The sequence below is a fragment of the Flagellimonas myxillae genome (assembly GCF_023502235.1).
GTDB lineage: Bacteria > Bacteroidota > Bacteroidia > Flavobacteriales > Flavobacteriaceae > Flagellimonas > Flagellimonas myxillae.
Map to the genome: position 1 here is coordinate 1,316,543 of NZ_JAMFLY010000001.1, position 16,339 is coordinate 1,332,881.

At 41.6% G+C, this 16,339-nt stretch carries 15 protein-coding genes; 5 read left to right on the plus strand and 10 right to left on the minus strand.

The window, feature by feature from the left end:
* Positions 1-2: 2 nt before the first annotated feature.
* From M3P07_RS06060 to M3P07_RS06070, 3 genes are all read right to left on the minus strand, one after another.
* Positions 3-455: a hypothetical protein gene (locus M3P07_RS06060; RefSeq protein ID WP_249969001.1), complete on the minus strand. Its 453-nt coding sequence runs from the start codon at positions 453-455 to the stop codon at positions 3-5.
* A complete protein-coding gene (locus M3P07_RS06065; protein WP_249969002.1) occupies positions 412-1,980 on the minus strand; it encodes a hypothetical protein in 1,569 nt (522 codons plus the stop codon). The genes M3P07_RS06060 and M3P07_RS06065 overlap by 44 nt, the downstream gene beginning before the upstream one ends.
* A 239-nt stretch (positions 1,981-2,219) precedes the next feature.
* Complete coding sequence (locus M3P07_RS06070) at positions 2,220-3,392, minus strand: proline dehydrogenase family protein (RefSeq protein WP_249969003.1); 1,173 nt, start codon at positions 3,390-3,392, stop codon at positions 2,220-2,222.
* 92 nt (positions 3,393-3,484) lie between these two features.
* On the opposite strand from M3P07_RS06070, the gene aroB reads away from it, so the two are divergent.
* Positions 3,485-4,549, plus strand: coding sequence for a 3-dehydroquinate synthase (gene aroB / locus M3P07_RS06075; protein ID WP_249969004.1), 1,065 nt, complete (start codon positions 3,485-3,487; stop codon positions 4,547-4,549).
* A gap of 93 nt (positions 4,550-4,642) precedes the next feature.
* The gene (locus M3P07_RS06080) at positions 4,643-4,978 is read left to right on the plus strand and encodes a hypothetical protein (RefSeq protein WP_249969005.1); all 336 of its coding nucleotides are present in this window, start codon (positions 4,643-4,645) and stop codon (positions 4,976-4,978) included.
* A gap of 7 nt (positions 4,979-4,985) precedes the next feature.
* On the opposite strand, the gene M3P07_RS06085 is transcribed toward M3P07_RS06080, so the two are convergent.
* The 3 genes from M3P07_RS06085 to M3P07_RS06095 form a co-directional block, all read right to left on the minus strand.
* Positions 4,986-5,516 (minus strand): DinB family protein, encoded by a 531-nt coding sequence (locus tag M3P07_RS06085; protein ID WP_249969006.1) that lies wholly within the window; start codon positions 5,514-5,516, stop codon positions 4,986-4,988.
* Between the two features lie 23 nt (positions 5,517-5,539).
* The gene (locus tag M3P07_RS06090) at positions 5,540-6,019 is read right to left on the minus strand and encodes an Lrp/AsnC family transcriptional regulator (protein WP_073176813.1); all 480 of its coding nucleotides are present in this window, start codon (positions 6,017-6,019) and stop codon (positions 5,540-5,542) included.
* Between the two features lie 101 nt (positions 6,020-6,120).
* The gene (locus tag M3P07_RS06095) at positions 6,121-7,227 is read right to left on the minus strand and encodes a M14 family metallopeptidase (protein WP_249969007.1); all 1,107 of its coding nucleotides are present in this window, start codon (positions 7,225-7,227) and stop codon (positions 6,121-6,123) included.
* 285 nt (positions 7,228-7,512) lie between these two features.
* On the opposite strand from M3P07_RS06095, the gene M3P07_RS06100 reads away from it, so the two are divergent.
* The 3 genes from M3P07_RS06100 to M3P07_RS06110 are packed head-to-tail and all read left to right on the plus strand — an operon-like array spanning position 7,513 to position 9,107.
* Positions 7,513-7,869 (plus strand): helix-turn-helix transcriptional regulator, encoded by a 357-nt coding sequence (locus M3P07_RS06100; protein WP_249969008.1) that lies wholly within the window; start codon positions 7,513-7,515, stop codon positions 7,867-7,869.
* A gap of 45 nt (positions 7,870-7,914) precedes the next feature.
* Positions 7,915-8,292 (plus strand): DNA topoisomerase IV, encoded by a 378-nt coding sequence (locus M3P07_RS06105; protein WP_249969009.1) that lies wholly within the window; start codon positions 7,915-7,917, stop codon positions 8,290-8,292.
* Positions 8,293-8,294: 2 nt separating this feature from the next.
* A complete protein-coding gene (locus M3P07_RS06110; protein WP_249969010.1) occupies positions 8,295-9,107 on the plus strand; it encodes a TerC family protein in 813 nt (270 codons plus the stop codon).
* 3 nt (positions 9,108-9,110) lie between these two features.
* Here M3P07_RS06110 and M3P07_RS06115 read toward each other — a convergent pair whose 3' ends face one another.
* The 4 genes from M3P07_RS06115 to M3P07_RS06130 form a co-directional block, all read right to left on the minus strand.
* Positions 9,111-10,067 (minus strand): sterol desaturase family protein, encoded by a 957-nt coding sequence (locus tag M3P07_RS06115; protein ID WP_249969011.1) that lies wholly within the window; start codon positions 10,065-10,067, stop codon positions 9,111-9,113.
* Positions 10,068-10,133: 66 nt separating this feature from the next.
* Complete coding sequence (locus tag M3P07_RS06120; protein WP_249969012.1) at positions 10,134-12,764, minus strand: DNA gyrase/topoisomerase IV subunit A; 2,631 nt, start codon at positions 12,762-12,764, stop codon at positions 10,134-10,136.
* A 24-nt stretch (positions 12,765-12,788) separates the two neighbouring features.
* Positions 12,789-14,645 carry a DNA topoisomerase IV subunit B gene (locus M3P07_RS06125; protein ID WP_249969013.1) on the minus strand — a complete coding sequence of 619 codons (1,857 nt, stop codon included), beginning with the start codon at positions 14,643-14,645 and terminating at the stop codon, positions 12,789-12,791.
* A 277-nt stretch (positions 14,646-14,922) separates the two neighbouring features.
* Positions 14,923-16,254 carry an IPT/TIG domain-containing protein gene (locus tag M3P07_RS06130; protein ID WP_249969014.1) on the minus strand — a complete coding sequence of 444 codons (1,332 nt, stop codon included), beginning with the start codon at positions 16,252-16,254 and terminating at the stop codon, positions 14,923-14,925.
* Between the last annotated feature and the right edge of the window lie 85 nt (positions 16,255-16,339).

Genomic DNA, 16,339 nt, shown 5'->3' on the forward strand with positions numbered 1-16,339 from the left:
ATCTACTCTTTATTAGGAACAACAATATCTTGCAAACCATTAGGGTGAAGTGGAGATGAATCATCTTTAAGGAAAAAAACCACTCTTATAGAGTCCCCTTTTTGAATATTTAATTTTTTTATCCTCTTGGATTGTTTGGAGATAAAACTTGCTTCAATCATGAATTTACCAGGAAGGACTCGTAAGAATTTGGTTTCTAACTTACCCTCTTTATTTATGATAATATTGTTGACATAATAAAATGCGGGACACCTTTCCATTGGGGTTTCTAAATGATATGCATCAATAATCAAATGGGATGAATTATTATCCTTTGATTTGTAAAATTTAATTGTATATTCTTTTTCAGCATTAGCACCTTGACCGAAACAGCTTACATTGAGAACCAAACACGCAATAAATATGTAAATGTTAGCACCCTGCATTTTTCCCCTTCTGCGTTTTGTTGTTTCCATTTGTATCTTTCCCTATTAATTCTATTGTAAATATATCCTTTATTCTCTTTCGATCAGATGCCGAAGGTACTGCAGACTTGAACCAAGGGGTCTCCTCATATAAAGTATTTCCATTAGAATCTTTCATTATGTTTCCACTAGAATCTCTTTTTTCCCAATCTGTCAGACCACCCCAAGCCATATCATCATAGAACTGATTTGAAAAACTGTATCCCTGACTAATACCATATTCTCTTAAAGATAAGCCTATATCTTTAACAAAATTTCTGGCCATTTCCGCGTGATGAGTAGCATTATTGTTAGGATAGGTTTTATTTAAAAAATCATTGTAAAGACTTGCATACGTTTTGGACGCATTGATATAATTTGCTCCAAATGATGCGACAATATAAGCATGTACCGATTCATGAAGCATCGTTCGTGCCCAAGATAATTCGGTAGCATTTTTCCATCTTTGGGAATCAAATATAGTGGTCACTGTACCCGTTGATCTATTGTATCTATTGCTTGTTTGGCCTGTTCCTCCGGCTAGACTCCCGTCCAATACTTCCCAATTGAAATCCGGAGAATTCCCTGCAAATTTCACAATAATATTTCCAACTCCCGTTTTCGATTGTTTTAAGTTATTCAATATTTTTTTTAGGCATTGTGCTAAGGCTAAGTCATCAATTCTGTCCTCAAAAAGTGTTATTTCATTTATTGGAACACTGACCCATCCTTCTGGGCATGGATTTTTATCCTTTCCTGCAACTACAGTTTTTTGCTCCCCTCCTGTTGGAGCCAATGGGGGCATATAGAACGTACCCTGACCTACGGAAACTGACCCTTTACTCCTGGTTTTGGTTACCGAAATATGTGGACGACTATAACTAATATTAGACCCTCCTGTTCCGGAACTTCCTGAATTGGAAGTTCCGCCGCTTGTGCCTCCGGCTGAACTAGAACTTGAATTGCCAACAGTGGTGGTATTTGGTTGACCAACGTCTGGAAAGCAAATAACTGATGGATTCTCCTTGGAACTTAACCCAGTTATACTGGCAAACCCATCAATCGAATAAATATTTACGGTACCATCAAATTCCTTTTCGTCATCCTTGGCAAAACTATGCACATCACCATTTTCAAAATTGTACTCCACAACAAAAGGAACAATTGGGTTGCCATCCACCCGTTTGGTAACAATGAGATTATAAAAAGATCGGGATGATGGGTCATCGGTATGAATCACAACTGCAAAACTTTCGTTATTAACAGAGTCCCTTAATTTGAGGACCGATTCCTCGTTAATCCAGTATTTTGCATCTCCTTTTTCCGAATAAGACCGCGCCAAATTTGATTTACCTGAAATGCCATTTAAGGCTTCCGATAATTCAGGGACGGAGTTAAAGTCAACTTCTTCAACAACAACGATAGACTGATCAAAAATTTGGGGAGCGTCAATCGCTATGGATTCCTCGTTCTCACAACTAATGGTAAGAATTGATAGCAATATAATTCCAAATAAAAAGAAGCTAATTTTTTTCATAATGTTCACTTTGATTTAACCTTTTGTGCTTTTAACACCATAAAAGTCCTTCGAGATATATGATTTGACAAATTGGTTTTGCTCCAATTTATAAATCGACGTATCTATTTATAAATTGACTAAGATTTTTTGGTGAAAATGGATGGAATTTGGGATATGGTTAGAAATTTACATCCCAAAAAGGTTTCCTAAGAAGATGTTCTCAAGGCTAAAATTCGATCACTAAGCGTTAGGTATATCTATAAATCCAATTTCCTGCGCTCCTTTTCTTTTTGGAGCAGTGCAAGTTCCCGGGTAGTTTGACCCGCAACGGAAGTGTTTTCCTCCGCCCTTCTAATGAGATAGGGCATAACGTCCTTTACAGGACCATAAGGCACATACTTGGCCACATTATATCCAGCTTCCGAGAGATTAAAGGAAATATGGTCGCTCATGCCATACAGCTGTCCAAACCAAATATTGGTATTGTCTTTTTGAAGCTGCTTTGTTTCCATGATCTCCAATAGCTTTAAGCAACTCGCCTCGTTATGCGTCCCTGCAAAAATGGAAAAGGTGTCCAAGTGATCCATGATATAGGTGACAGCAGCATCGAAATTTTCGTCTGTAGCTTTTTTGGACTCACATATCGGACTTTGATAGCCCAATTCCTCTGCCCGGTCGTTTTCTTTTTCCATATAGGCGCCCCGAACCACTTTTAACCCAACTTTAAACCCTTCAGTTTCGGCAATCTGTTTCAAATCCTTTAGGTAATCCATACGGTCCCATCGGTACATCTGTAGCGTATTGAACACGACGGCTTTATCCTTGTTGTATTTCCGCATCATGTCCACAGTAATATCATCTGCGGCCTGTTGCATCCAACTCTCCTCGGCATCGATCAATAGTCTTACATCAAGATCATGTGCCTTGCGACAAACTTGGTCATACCTATTCAGTAGGCGGTTCCAAGCTGCAGTTTCCTCCTCGTTCAGGCTTACTCCTGCACTTATTTTTTCATACAATTCGAATTTTCCAAAACCCGTGGGTTTAAACACCGCAAATGGAATTGCATCCTTTTCTTTCACAAAATCCAATACCTCCAGTGTTTTCTGTAGGGCGAAATCGAATTGATCTTCCACTTCTTTACCTTCCACGGAGTAATCCAAAATGGAACATACCCCTTTTCCGTACATCTTATCGATTATGGAAATACAATCCTCCTCGTTCACCCCTCCGCAAAAATGGTCAAATACTGTGGCCCTGATCAATCCTTCTATAGGCAAATGGGCTTTCAAGGCGAAATTGGTAACAGCGGTTCCAATCTTTACCAAAGGTTCGTTGGCGATAAGTTTAAAAAGGAAATAGGCGCGTTCCAATTCGGAATCGGTCTTCAGTTGAAAAGCGATTGCAGTATTCTCAAAATTCGGGTGCATTATTAGGAATTTATTAAAGATCCAAAGATAAGTAGCCGTTTTGGAACACTATCTATAAAAATAGTCTTTATTTAGCAGTGCAAATACTATTTATGGAGTCCATCAAATCGCATTCATACGAGGTTCATTTGGAAGAATTGGCAGAAGCTGCTCTTAGACAACATGTTGCCAAAAATAACTATTCCAAAATCTTTCTTTTGGTGGATGAGAATACCAAAGTACACTGCTTGCCCCTACTCCAAGAAAAGATGAGAGGGGAAGTGCCGGTGGATGCCATCTTTGAAATCAAATCAGGGGAAGAACACAAACACATCAACACCTGTATGTTGGTTTGGGAATGGCTGTCCGAGCAAGGAGGTGACCGAAAGAGCCTTTTGATCAACCTTGGCGGAGGCGTTCTTACGGATTTAGGCGGATTTGTGGCTTCGACCTTTAAACGTGGAATCGATTTTATCAATATCCCCACCACTCTATTATCCATGGTCGATGCCTCGGTTGGTGGAAAGACTGGGGTAGACCTTGGGGTCCTTAAAAACCAGATAGGGGTCATTAACCAACCCCAGATGGTACTTGTTATTCCTGAATTCCTGGGCACCTTGGAGCAACGACAACTTACCAGTGGTTTTGCCGAAATGCTGAAACATGGTTTGATCAAGGATGAAGCCTATTGGAGAGCCCTTCGGGCAACGGAGGATTATGGGAATGCGGAAACCATTCAAAAATCCATAGGCATAAAAAATGAGGTGGTTACCGAAGACCCCACAGAACTTGGCATTCGCAAAATCTTAAATTTCGGACATACGCTGGGCCACGCGATTGAATCGTATTGCTTGGACAATCCGGCAAAGAAAAGTCTATTGCACGGGGAAGCCATCGCAGTTGGTATGATTCTGGAGGGATTTCTTTCCCATAAATTACAGGGACTTTCCGGTTTATCACTACAGGAAATCAAAGATACCTTTCTACAACATTTCGAAAAGGTCGAATTTGATTCCAACGATATTGATGCAATCATCGAGCTTTTAAAGTATGACAAGAAAAATTCGCATGGCGATATCAATTTTGTCCTGCTCCAAAATATCGGAAAGGCGGTTACGGACATCAAAGTTCCAACCGAATTGTTTGATGAGGCCTTCGCTTACTACAAAGAATCGTAAGTACGTATACTAAAATTTGTTGTTTACAACTCTTTAACTCGGTCAGCTATAAAAATTTTTAGCTTAGGATAGGAAACCAATAACCTATCCACCATGAAACGCATACTTATAGATTACAAAAAGCTGGACCACAAGGCTGCTGCAATTTTAATCGACTCCTACCCCTATGGCTATGGGGATGAGGATATTATCACCCTAAAAAAACCGAATGGGGAAATCATAGAAGCTGTCGAGGTAAAAACGGAAGACACCATTTATTTGGTAAAGATCAGCAAGAGTCTTTCCAACTTTATCTCAAATTTTGAAGAGAGTATCGAAAAAGAATTGGGTAATTCTTCAAAAACGGAAGCAATTTTGGAAACCGGTGAAGAGAATGGCATCCATCCGGAAATGGACTCAGATCAAGATCAAGAAAACGAAGGCCTATAGCGGAACTTTACTTTTTCCAATCCAAATACCGCTCCCGGATAATTTGCATGTGATGGGCCTGGTGTCCGCAGATAATAAATCCCATCGCCCTGGTACTCATATCCGAACCGCTTGCATTCCCCATGCGCTTTAACGCTTCATCGTCAAAGGAGCGAAATAAGGCAATGGAAGCGTCCCGTACCGTTTTGTATTCTTCCATGATGGATTCCTTGGTTTTTGCATTTGCCTTCGATTCCGGAACGTAAATGTTCTGATCAAAACCGGCCAAGGGCATGGAATCATTCCGTGCAAATCGTAATGCCCTGTATTGAAATACCCGTTCCGCATCAACAATATGCATCAACACCTCGGCCAAGGTCCACTTTCCTATATCATACGAAAAGGCAAATTTGCTATATGGAATGTCCTTAATAAAGGTTAGCAGCACATCCCTGCCATCCACCAATTGGTCCAAAAGTTTAACCTCCCCTCCCAAAGCCTTTATATAGGTATGGTAAAATGGGTTGTACTCAGAAGGTGAAAGTTCCGAACTCAACATATTACGCTAAATATTTCCGATTACTACAGCTCGTTAAAGATGGTATGCATCAATCGTTTCTTATCGTTGATGCTTTCTTCCAATGAAATCATGGTCTCGGTTCTACTGATCCCATCAATATCGTCTATCTTGAAAATAATATTCTTGGCATGGGTGGTATCCCTTGCCCTGATCTTACAAAAGATGTTGAATTTCCCAGTAGTGATATGGGCAACAGTAACATAAGGAATCTGGTTAAGCCGCTCCAGCACAAATTTGGTCTGGTGCGTTTTCTCAAGAAAAATCCCCACATAAGCAATAAAGGAATACCCCAGTTTAACATAGTCCAAGGTAAGTGAAGATCCCTTGATAATCCCGGATTCTTCCATTTTTTTAACTCGAACATGAACCGTACCAGCAGAGATCAATAGTTTTTTGGCAATATCCGTAAATGGGGTCCGGGTATTGTCAATTAGCATATCCAATATCTGGTGATCGATTTCGTCTAACTTTACTTTGCTCATAGTGTGAATATTTTGATCAAAATTAGTTAATTAAGAAATTATATGTAAAAAAAATGGCTTTTTTTTAAACAAAATGTAACAAATGGCCATTTATTTCATTTTTAACTGTTGATTTTGAGCACTAAAGAAAGTAGATTCCCACTTTCTATTTGATTCCGATCGTTTTTAAGGGAACAATCCAAGGATTTATGACCATATCTTCCCACCAATTTGCCAACGTCAATCACTTCTGGGACGAAATCGACAGCAGATTGGTTTAGCGTTTCCACAAAACGTATGCCCACCCTGTCATCAGCATCCAATGTAGAATTGAGCAGATGTCCATTTGTAATGATGATATCGTAGAAACATTTTCCATTTTCCGGAATCTCAAAATAGGCTTCATGGGAAATTTCATCGACCCCGTCATTTGAAATAGTATCCAAAGCCGTCACAAGAGTATGGAAAATGTATTTTCTGGTTTCCTCCCTTTCGTAATCCCCTTGAAAATGACCTGCTTCAAACAAAATCGTAGGTACACCCAACATTTGAAAGGTATCACCAATGCAATTCTCATTAAATCCATCATCATATCTTCCCACTTGACCGGGTATCTGTTTTTGGAGCGCATGGTTCATGGCAACAATAAGCTTCATGGCGATGGCTCGGGTTTCATCCACAGTACGTTCAGGATTGTTGGACGGGGATAAAAAGGAGATCGTAGCCGGTTTATCCGTGCGTCCGGCACTGAACATGGTGCGTTGGTCGTGTAGGTTAAAACAGAAATCAGGCTCAAATTGCTCAAACAGTTGTCGCAACACCTTACTTTCCGGTTGGGTCCTGTTCTTGGCATCCCTGTTCAGGTCAACTTCGTTCGCATTTACACGGGTATACGCATATGCGCCATCTGGATTTAATATGGGAACAATAGCTATGGTACAATGGCTTAAAATCGTATTGGCCACTTCCCCAGTGGAATTCAAAAAATTCACCAAATCCAAAACCGCTTTTGTGGTTGTGGATTCGTTCCCGTGCATTTGGGACCACATCAAAACTTTAGTAGGACCATCCCCCAAAGTCAAACCAAATATGTTCCTGTCTTGTACGGAAGAGCCGATAACTTTCAAATTGTCGAGACCCACATTTTGGGCCCAGTTTTTTTCAAGATGTTCCCAGGTCACATAGCGCCATTGGACAGATTCCTCTTTGTATTTTTTATGATGGTACATACGTTGCTCACGATTTGAGTTTACAAAAGTAATCCATCCAAATTTTACAATTGTATACAATTTGATTGGAGAACTGGTATTATTGTAAACAGTAATATCATGCACTTGATACATTGATAAACAAAAAATAAGAACATTCTATAGGAACTCAATAAAGTGCTATATAAGAGATAATTATGGTATTTTATAATAACTAAAAGTTGAACTTATTACCTGCATATCAATCAAAAGTTTATTGCCAGTCGCGCCAAGCCTTCGTAACTTTGTACTGTTAAGTTTAGTTTTGTGAACGACGAGGTAGCCCATAGAATAAAATTGGTCATCGAGCATTATGGCTTGAGTGTTTCCACCTTTGCTGACGCCATTGGTGTTCAACGATCGAGCATCTCCCATATCTTGAACGGACGAAACAGACCTAGCTTGGATTTTGTATTGAAAGTGGTCAAATCCTATCCGGAGGTAAACCTCTATTGGCTACTCATTGGAAAAGGAAGCTTCCCTGCCAATGAAGAGCAGGAACACCCTTCTACCCCAAATAAAGACAAGACCGAAAAAAATATGCCCAAGGGGAAACCGGAACCTGTGCGCATGGTTGTTTTTTATGCCGATGGAACTTTTGAGTCTTTCGATGCAAAAAAGTAAGTGTCCATTCTGGTGCATTCCGTACTTTACATTTACTTTGCATCCATGTTGCAAAAACTTTTATTCCTTATCGTACCATTCTTGATTATTTCTTGTCAGCAGCCGCCTGAACGAAATTGTACTGATTTTAAAAACGGGGAATTCTCGTTTACCACGGAAATCAACGGAGAACAAAAAACAACCACCTTTACGCGAAATGGAGATTTGGAGGTGGATTTTTTTGAAGGAAAACAGGATTCTTCTTCTGTGAGATGGATAAATGATTGCGAATATGTCCTCAAGAATCTAAACCCAAAAAATAAAGCAGAGGAAAAATCAATCCATATAAAAATATTGACAACTTCAGATTCTTCTTATACATTTGAATACAACGCTATTGGCGAAAAAAGAAAATTTAGAGGAACAGCAATTAAAACACACTAACCATGTTCGAGATTTTTACTAGTCCAGATGCCTGGATGGCATTACTGACCCTGACCTTTTTGGAAATTATATTGGGAATAGATAACATTATTTTTATTTCCATAGCCGCGGGCAAACTTGAGAAGGGAGATCGTAAAAAAGCCACCAATATTGGATTGATCCTAGCGATGGGAATGCGGATCTTATTGCTGTTTGGTATTACCTGGCTCACGAACATGAAGAAACCCTTTTGGATCATAGACGAATCCTGGATCCACGGGGGCATCAGCTGGCAAGCATTGATTTTATTCTTAGGCGGGCTGTTTTTATTGTATAAGAGCACCAAGGAAATCCATGAGAAAATAGAGGATCGTGGACATGACGAGCGTGAGGTGACCAAATCCCGCTCCTCTTCCCTTACCAATGCCATTGTTCAAATCACTGTGATCAACATTGTGTTTTCCTTTGATTCCATCTTAACGGCTATAGGAATGACCAACGGGATTTCCCCAAATCCCAACGATGCATTAATACTTATGATCACTGCAGTTGTGATTTCGGTATTGATCATGATGCTGTTTGCAAATCCGGTTGGGAATTTTGTAAACAGACATCCCTCGGTTCAGGTCCTTGGGCTTTCTTTTTTGATTTTGATTGGATTTATGCTGGTGGCAGAAGCTGCCCATCTCTCCCACCTAGTGGTTTTCGACAATGAGGTCGGCGCTATCCCTAAAGGGTATTTGTACTTTGCCATATCATTCTCTTTAATGGTCGAGTTCTTCGACCTTCGAATGAAGAAAAACAAGGCTAAGGGCCAAGAAGCGCTTGAAAAATAAACTTTAGTTTGGTCTATGGTAAGCCAGTTCGGGATGCAATTGTTTGTGCTCCTTGAATTTACGTTGCTGCTGCTTAACGGTGAGCGTACTACCATCATGGCTCCATCCGGGAGGGCCAAAAACATACATGAGCTTGTGGGATAATTTCTTGGATTTTTTCATGTCGTTCCAGATATCCTTGAATTCATGCGTTAAAATCACCACGGGATTGTAAGATTCTGGAGAGTGGATCACGCCATATTTTACATCGACGTCGTCATCGAGTTCTTTCCAGGTTCCAAACATTTTATCGAAGATGTTCAAAAAGCCGCCATGGTTTTTATCCAAATATTCCACGTTCTGGGCATGGTGTACCTGGTGCATGGTATGGGTGTTAAAGATTTTTTCCAAAAACCCAAGTTTCGGAACATAAACAGAGTGCAGTTGAAATTGCCACAGCGCTTCAATCCCCAAACACACCACAACCATTTCTGGAGGAAACCCGATAGCTGGCATCCACATGTAAAAAAGCGGTTTGTACAATATGGTGAACCAGCCGTTTCTTACAGCAGTCCCCAAATTGTAATTGTCAGAGGAATGATGTACAATATGTGCAGCCCATAAAATTCGAATCTCGTGATTGGCCCTGTGGAACCAATAGTACGTAAAGTCGTCTGCCAACTGGCACAATAACCAAACAAACCAGGCATATCCAAAGGATTTATAACCTAGAAAGTTACGACGAACCCCTTCGATTTCAGGATTGCATAACTCGTAAACGCCTTCAAAAAGAACAATGGCAAATGCTACTTTGAACAAGGGCCCCAAAATTGCGGATCCAATCCCCATAAAACCACTGGCAGCTAAATCCTTCCAATTGTAAAGATGATCGTCCCCATGGGTTTTACTGTATGTAAGTTCAACTAAAATAAAAGCAATAAAAACGGGAACGCCGTATACCAGCGGGTTGGTAAAATCCATACAGTAGAAACTTAAGCTTTGTGGGTTAGGTGTGTGTCCAAACAGCCAAAATAGGTAGAAAAAGCATCAAAACAAAGAAGTTTGCTCAGAACCATCTGGATTTGCATCAGCGTCACCGCTGCCATTTCCACCTACCGATTCCTCATCCACCACTTCTATTTCCTCGGGAGCGGTTTCCTTGGGTTCCTCATACGGCAAGGGTTCCAATACGTTGATGTTTTTCACTTTTTCGGCGGTCAGCTGATTCCCAATGGCCTTGATGCCCTTAACAGAAATGAAACTTTCAATGTCCACTTGTTGATTGGGCTTGGCATCCTTGCCCCTAGGTTTGATAAATTCAATTTCTATTAGGGGTCGCCAATCCGTTGAGACCAATTCCAAAAAGGATTTGGAATGCTCGGATATGACCACTTCTTCTTTATTGGAGTTCTCTATCAAGAATCGTTTAATGTAATAACGCTCTTTTTCTCCTTCGTAATGCACCACGGAAATCGGTTTCTTCGGATTCCATTTTTCCAACACGATCATGTCGTCGTTAAATCGGGTTAGCAAATCTGGAGGAATGGTTTTAACCTTTCCTTTTTGATCAATGATCAGCAACAGGTCGTCTCCCTTAAAATCCCCAAGAAGTTCTCCGCGTCCGTCTACATTGAGTCGGCTTACCACGTCATCGAACCAAATCTTTCTTGGTTTTAAGGTCGAAACTCCTTTTTCCTTGAGTTCGATACGCTTCACCGCATATTTAGTGACCAAATTGCCCTTGGAGGCCCTTCCCTTGATCATCAAATCCGCAAAATCCAGATCCCATTTTAATTTCTTAATGCTCCCTGACTGCCGCAACAAAACGGTTATGATTTCTGCCTCTCCATTTGGGTTCGCGGAAAAATAAAGTACATCGGCAGAAGGTTTCCCCCCGGCCAACTGATAAATCTTGTCCCGTGTAACCCCCGTTACATTGAACCTTTTTATATAGCTGGGACCACCCCTACCATCTTTATAGATCATGTTATAGGTGGTTCGGTTGTCTTTCTTTTTAAAGACCCCTACATGAATGATGTTCTTGCCCACAAAAGTTTTGGAATCCACCTTGGTCACCATCATCTCCCCTTTTCTGGTGAACACGATGATGTCGTCTATATCACTGCAATCCGTGACATACTCGTCCCTTCGCAAAGAAGTTCCGATAAATCCTTCTTCCCTGTTTACATACAGCTTGGTATTCCGGATTACCACCTTCGTGGCCTCGATGTCGTCGAAAATTTTTATTTCCGATTTACGTTCCCTTCCCTTGCCATATTTTTTCTTCAGTTCCTTGAAGTAGTCAATAGCGTAGTCCACCAAATGCGCCAAATGGTGTTTGGTCTGGGCAATGCGATCGTCCAAGCTATCAATGAGTTGTTGGGCTTTTTCCAGGTCGAACTTCGATATCCGTTTAATGCGGATTTCGGTCAATCGCACAATATCGTCTTCGGTAACCGCACGTTTCAGGTTTTTGGTGTGGGGTTTCAGCCCCTTGTCGATAGCGGCTATTACACCCTCCCAGGTTTCTTCCTCTTCAATATCCCGATAGATGCGGTTTTCTATAAATATGCGCTCCAAAGAAGCAAAGTGCCACTGCTCCTCGAGTTCGCTCAATTGAATCTCAAGTTCTCCTTTAAGCAACTCCACGGTATAATCCGTGGACCGTTCCAGCATTTCCTTTACCCCAATAAAGAGGGGTTTGTTATCCTCAATAATACATCCCAAAGGAGAGATGGAAGACTCACAAGCCGTAAATGCATACAGGGCGTCAATGGTTTTATCTGGGGAAATACCGCTGGGCAGATGCACTAAAATCTCGACTTCTGCAGCGGTGTTGTCCTCTATTTTTTTGATTTTGATCTTCCCTTTGTCGTTGGCTTTAAGAATGGAATCAATTAAAGAGGACGTGTTGGTGCCATACGGTATTTCGTTGATCACCAAAGTGTTTTTGTCCAAGGTCGAAATCTTGGCCCGAACCCGTACTTTACCGCCCCGCATTCCCTCATTGTAATTGGTCACATCTATGATGCCAGCTGTGGGAAAATCCGGGAATATCTTAAAACGCTGACCCCGAAGGTGTTTGATGGAAGCATCGATTAACTCGTTAAAGTTATGGGGCAGGATTTTCGTGGAAAGTCCCACAGCAATACCCTCCGCACCTTGCGCCAATAAAAGTGGAAATTTTACCGGAAGGTTTACTGGTTCCTTTTTTCGCCCGTCGTAGGAGAGTTGCCATTCAGTAATCTTCGGGCTATACACTACATCCAACGCGAATTTGGAGAGTCGGGCCTCAATATACCTGGAGGCTGCAGCACTATCCCCGGTAAGAATATTACCCCAGTTCCCTTGAGTGTCGATGAGCAGGTCCTTTTGCCCAATTTGAACCATGGCATCGGCGATACTGGCATCTCCGTGGGGGTGATATTGCATGGTGTGCCCCACAACGTTGGCCACTTTGTTGTACCGGCCATCGTCCAATTCCTTAAGGGCGTGCATAATGCGTCGTTGCACAGGCTTAAACCCATCCTCAATAGCGGGTACGGCCCTTTCCAAAATTACGTAGGAGGCATAATCCAAAAACCAGTCCTTGTACATACCCGTTACGCGGGTAAGACTATCTTGGGAATTTTCTTGGTTCTCTAAACCTTCATCATTCAGTTCTTCGTTCTCTTCCATTTAGAAGGAGGTCATTTATCTGGTTTATAGTTGGTTTTCTTCGACTAAGTCAAGTTCTACTTTAAGATTTTTTATGATGAATTCCTGACGGTCAGGGGTATTTTTGCCCATATAAAACTTTAGCAAGGTGTCGATGCTCATCGCCTTATCCAGCATCACGGGCTCCAAACGAATGTCATCCCCGATAAAATGTTTGAACTCATCTGGGGAAATCTCCCCCAATCCCTTAAAGCGCGTAATTTCTGGTTTCCCTGTTAGTTTGTGAATGGCATTCCTTTTTTCTTCCTCACTATAGCAGTAGATGGTTTCCTTCTTGTTTCGAACCCTGAACAAAGGGGTTTGAAGGATGTACAAATGTCCTTCTTTGATCAATTCTGGGAAAAATTGAAGAAAGAACGTGATCAACAGTAAACGAATATGCATCCCGTCCACATCGGCATCCGTGGCAATTACAATATTGTTGTATCTGAGGTCCTCCATGGATTCCTCAATATTCAAGGCCGCCTGTAGTAGATTGAATTCCTCATTTTCGTACACAATCTTCTTGGACATGCCGTAGGAATTCAAAGGCTTTCCACGAAGACTAAAAACCGCCTGGGTATTCACATCCCTGGATTTGGTAATGGAACCCGAAGCGGAATCCCCCTCCGTGATAAAGAGGGTGGTTTCCAACCTGCGGTCCTTTTTCATATCCTGAAGGTGTACGCGGCAATCCCGAAGTTTTTTATTGTGCAGGCTCGCTTTTTTGGCACGTTCCCTTGCCAATTTCCTAATTCCCGAAAGTTCCTTGCGTTCTTTTTCGGCCTGTACAATCTTCCGTTGGAGCGCCTCTGCCGTTGTTGGGTTTTTATGTAGATAATTGTCTAGGTACTTTCCTATAAAATCGTTGACATAGGTACGTACCGTAGGTAGATTTCCACCCATATCAGTAGAGCCCAATTTCGTTTTGGTCTGGCTTTCAAAAACTGGCTCCATAACTTTAATGGAAACGGCGGAGATAATGGACTTTCGTATATCCGAGGCATCATAGTTCTTACCGTAATAATCCCTAACGGTCTTTACTATGGCTTCCCGAAAAGCGGATTGGTGCGTACCGCCCTGAGTGGTGTGCTGTCCGTTTACGAAGGAGTGGTACTCCTCGCTATACTGCGTTTTACTATGGGTTATGGCCACCTCAATATCGTTTCCTTTTAGGTGGATGATGGGATATAAAAAGTCTTCTTGATTGTTGTTGTCTTCCAGAAGGTCTTTTAATCCGTTTTCGGAATGGAATTTTTCCCCATTGAAAACAATGGTAAGCCCAGGGTTGAGGTATACGTAATTCTTGAGCATGCGTTCCACATACTCGTTGCGATATTTGTAGTTTTTAAAAATGGTCTCGTCCGGGACAAAACTAACCTTCGTTCCCCTTCGCTTTGAAGAATCAATCAATTCTTCGGTCACCAAGTTCCCAGCCTTAAATTCGGCAGCTTTGGCTTTGCCATCCCTAATCGATTCAACTTTGAAAAAATTGGACAGCGCATTTACTGCTTTGGTCCCGACACCATTCAATCCAACGGATTTTTTAAAGGCACGGGTGTCGTACTTACCTCCGGTGTTCATTTTGGAAACTACGTCCACCACTTTGCCTAGTGGAATTCCCCGACCATAGTCACGTACATGTACCGTGTTTTCCTTAATATTGATGTCAATGGTTTTCCCGGCCCCCATGACAAATTCATCAATACAGTTATCTATTACTTCTTTGAGGAGGATATAGATACCATCATCTGCGGAAGAGCCATCGCCAAGTTTACCAATATACATTCCGGGACGCATTCGGATATGCTCCTTCCAGTCGAGTGAGCGAATATTATCCTCTGTATATTGGGTCTGTGCCATGTGTTAGGGGTTAATCCTTGCTAATATAAAATTTAGGCACAAAAATACTAGCGCAGTGGCTAGAAAGTAATCAACAGTGGGTGTTGATAGGGGTATTTATTGGTTTTTGGCATGAAATCCGTGAATTGGCCATAAAGGCTGAACAGGGGTGGCACTAATTTTCCCTAACACTAATGGGTGTGCTGTTATTGACACGAATTTCACGAATTAGCCCTGGGTCAACTTTATAATCAATTTTTGATGGACACCGGCCTTTGGCCGGTGCTTCCTGTCCTCCTTATAACTTTTTCCTGGGTTCAAATTTCCAAAATGTATCCGATGTATCCCCACTTCCAAGGCCCATATATCCGACTCCATTGACAGATAGTCCAATTGCGCCTGAACTTTCAGTAACCCCCTCTGGATTAATCAAATCCGTCCAACTATTATCTATAGGGTTGTAAACTATAAAATCTTGATATTTGATGGACGTCTGTTGATTTTGATCGTAGGTGGCGCCATAGCCCAAATAGACTTTATCATCTATAGCAAATCCAAAGGCACCTGATCTTTTTCCTGAAAAGGAGGCTTTTTCTATCCAAGAGTCGTTTGAGGGTGTGTACTCCCAGAATTCATTCGAACCATTGCCATCTCCAGCTTTTTCAGTCCGCCCCAAATGCACATATGCTTTGTCATCAACTACGAAACCAAGTCCTCTTGTAAAGGCCGGACCAGGAAAACCCATCTTCACCGTCCAACTGTCGTCTATTGGGTCGTACATCCACACTTCATCCACCTCTTGGGTAAACTCCCCATTGAAATAGCCGCCACCAACCACATATCCCTTACCATTAATGCTGAATCCTGTGGCTCTTTTCTTTCCACTGCCTGGAAAAGGGGTATCCATCAATGTCCAAGTACCACCTTGACCGACATTGGGGTTATATTCCCATACCTCAGAAGAATCTTCGTCATTTTTACTGCCACCAATTACATATGCCTTGTTATTTATAATAAAAACGGTAGAACCTGTCAGTTTGTCCTCAGTGTTTAGAAAATCTGCCCTTTGATCCCAACTATCCAAATTAGGGTCATATGACCAAATTTCATGTTCAGTTAAATGATCAGAAGTGCTTCCTAATCCTGAATAAATTATTCCGTTAATAGTAAAACTAATCCCAAGAGTTCTACCTTCCTCATTGGGGTAGCTTGTCACCTGAGTCCATTTGGCTGGCTCATACACTTCAAACTCATCTGTACTGGTCACTGTTGTGGTTCCAGTTGATACAGTTATTGTCCCAGAAGTGGCATTATCTGGTACCGTTACCGTCAATAGAGTTGAAGTAGCATCTGTCACTGCCCCCCCGGCTGTTCCAAATGTTACGGTGTTCTCACTTGGGGTGGTACTAAAGTTGGTTCCGGTCAATTCAAGGGTACTGCCACGTTCACCTTCCACAGGACTAAATGAGGTAAATGTCATTGTTTCTGGGGCTGGGTCGTCATCCGGATTGCCAACATCATCAATACTATCGTTTTCTTTTTTGCTACATGCCATAATCAAGCACATGGCTAAAATGGGCAGGCCAAAGACCAGCCATTTTTTCACATCATAAGATTTTAGGACTTTCATAGACTTTAGTTTTTAATTAGAAAGTCCTAAAGTCCAGTTTTCGAGGAAGTTTGTGTTACCTCAATTCACGAATGGCTGGTTTGGA

Coding starts and splice junctions, on each gene's coding strand:
- M3P07_RS06060 (WP_249969001.1), bottom strand. CDS start 455: ATGGAAACAACAAAACGCAGAAGGGGAAAAATGCAGGGTGCTAACATT.
- M3P07_RS06065 (WP_249969002.1), bottom strand. CDS start 1,980: ATGAAAAAAATTAGCTTCTTTTTATTTGGAATTATATTGCTATCAATT.
- M3P07_RS06070 (WP_249969003.1), bottom strand. CDS start 3,392: ATGCACCCGAATTTTGAGAATACTGCAATCGCTTTTCAACTGAAGACC.
- aroB (WP_249969004.1), top strand. CDS start 3,485: ATGGAGTCCATCAAATCGCATTCATACGAGGTTCATTTGGAAGAATTG.
- M3P07_RS06080 (WP_249969005.1), top strand. CDS start 4,643: ATGAAACGCATACTTATAGATTACAAAAAGCTGGACCACAAGGCTGCT.
- M3P07_RS06085 (WP_249969006.1), bottom strand. CDS start 5,516: ATGTTGAGTTCGGAACTTTCACCTTCTGAGTACAACCCATTTTACCAT.
- M3P07_RS06090 (WP_073176813.1), bottom strand. CDS start 6,019: ATGAGCAAAGTAAAGTTAGACGAAATCGATCACCAGATATTGGATATG.
- M3P07_RS06095 (WP_249969007.1), bottom strand. CDS start 7,227: ATGTACCATCATAAAAAATACAAAGAGGAATCTGTCCAATGGCGCTAT.
- M3P07_RS06105 (WP_249969009.1), top strand. CDS start 7,915: ATGTTGCAAAAACTTTTATTCCTTATCGTACCATTCTTGATTATTTCT.
- M3P07_RS06110 (WP_249969010.1), top strand. CDS start 8,295: ATGTTCGAGATTTTTACTAGTCCAGATGCCTGGATGGCATTACTGACC.
- M3P07_RS06115 (WP_249969011.1), bottom strand. CDS start 10,067: ATGGATTTTACCAACCCGCTGGTATACGGCGTTCCCGTTTTTATTGCT.
- M3P07_RS06120 (WP_249969012.1), bottom strand. CDS start 12,764: ATGGAAGAGAACGAAGAACTGAATGATGAAGGTTTAGAGAACCAAGAA.
- M3P07_RS06125 (WP_249969013.1), bottom strand. CDS start 14,645: ATGGCACAGACCCAATATACAGAGGATAATATTCGCTCACTCGACTGG.
- M3P07_RS06130 (WP_249969014.1), bottom strand. CDS start 16,254: ATGAAAGTCCTAAAATCTTATGATGTGAAAAAATGGCTGGTCTTTGGC.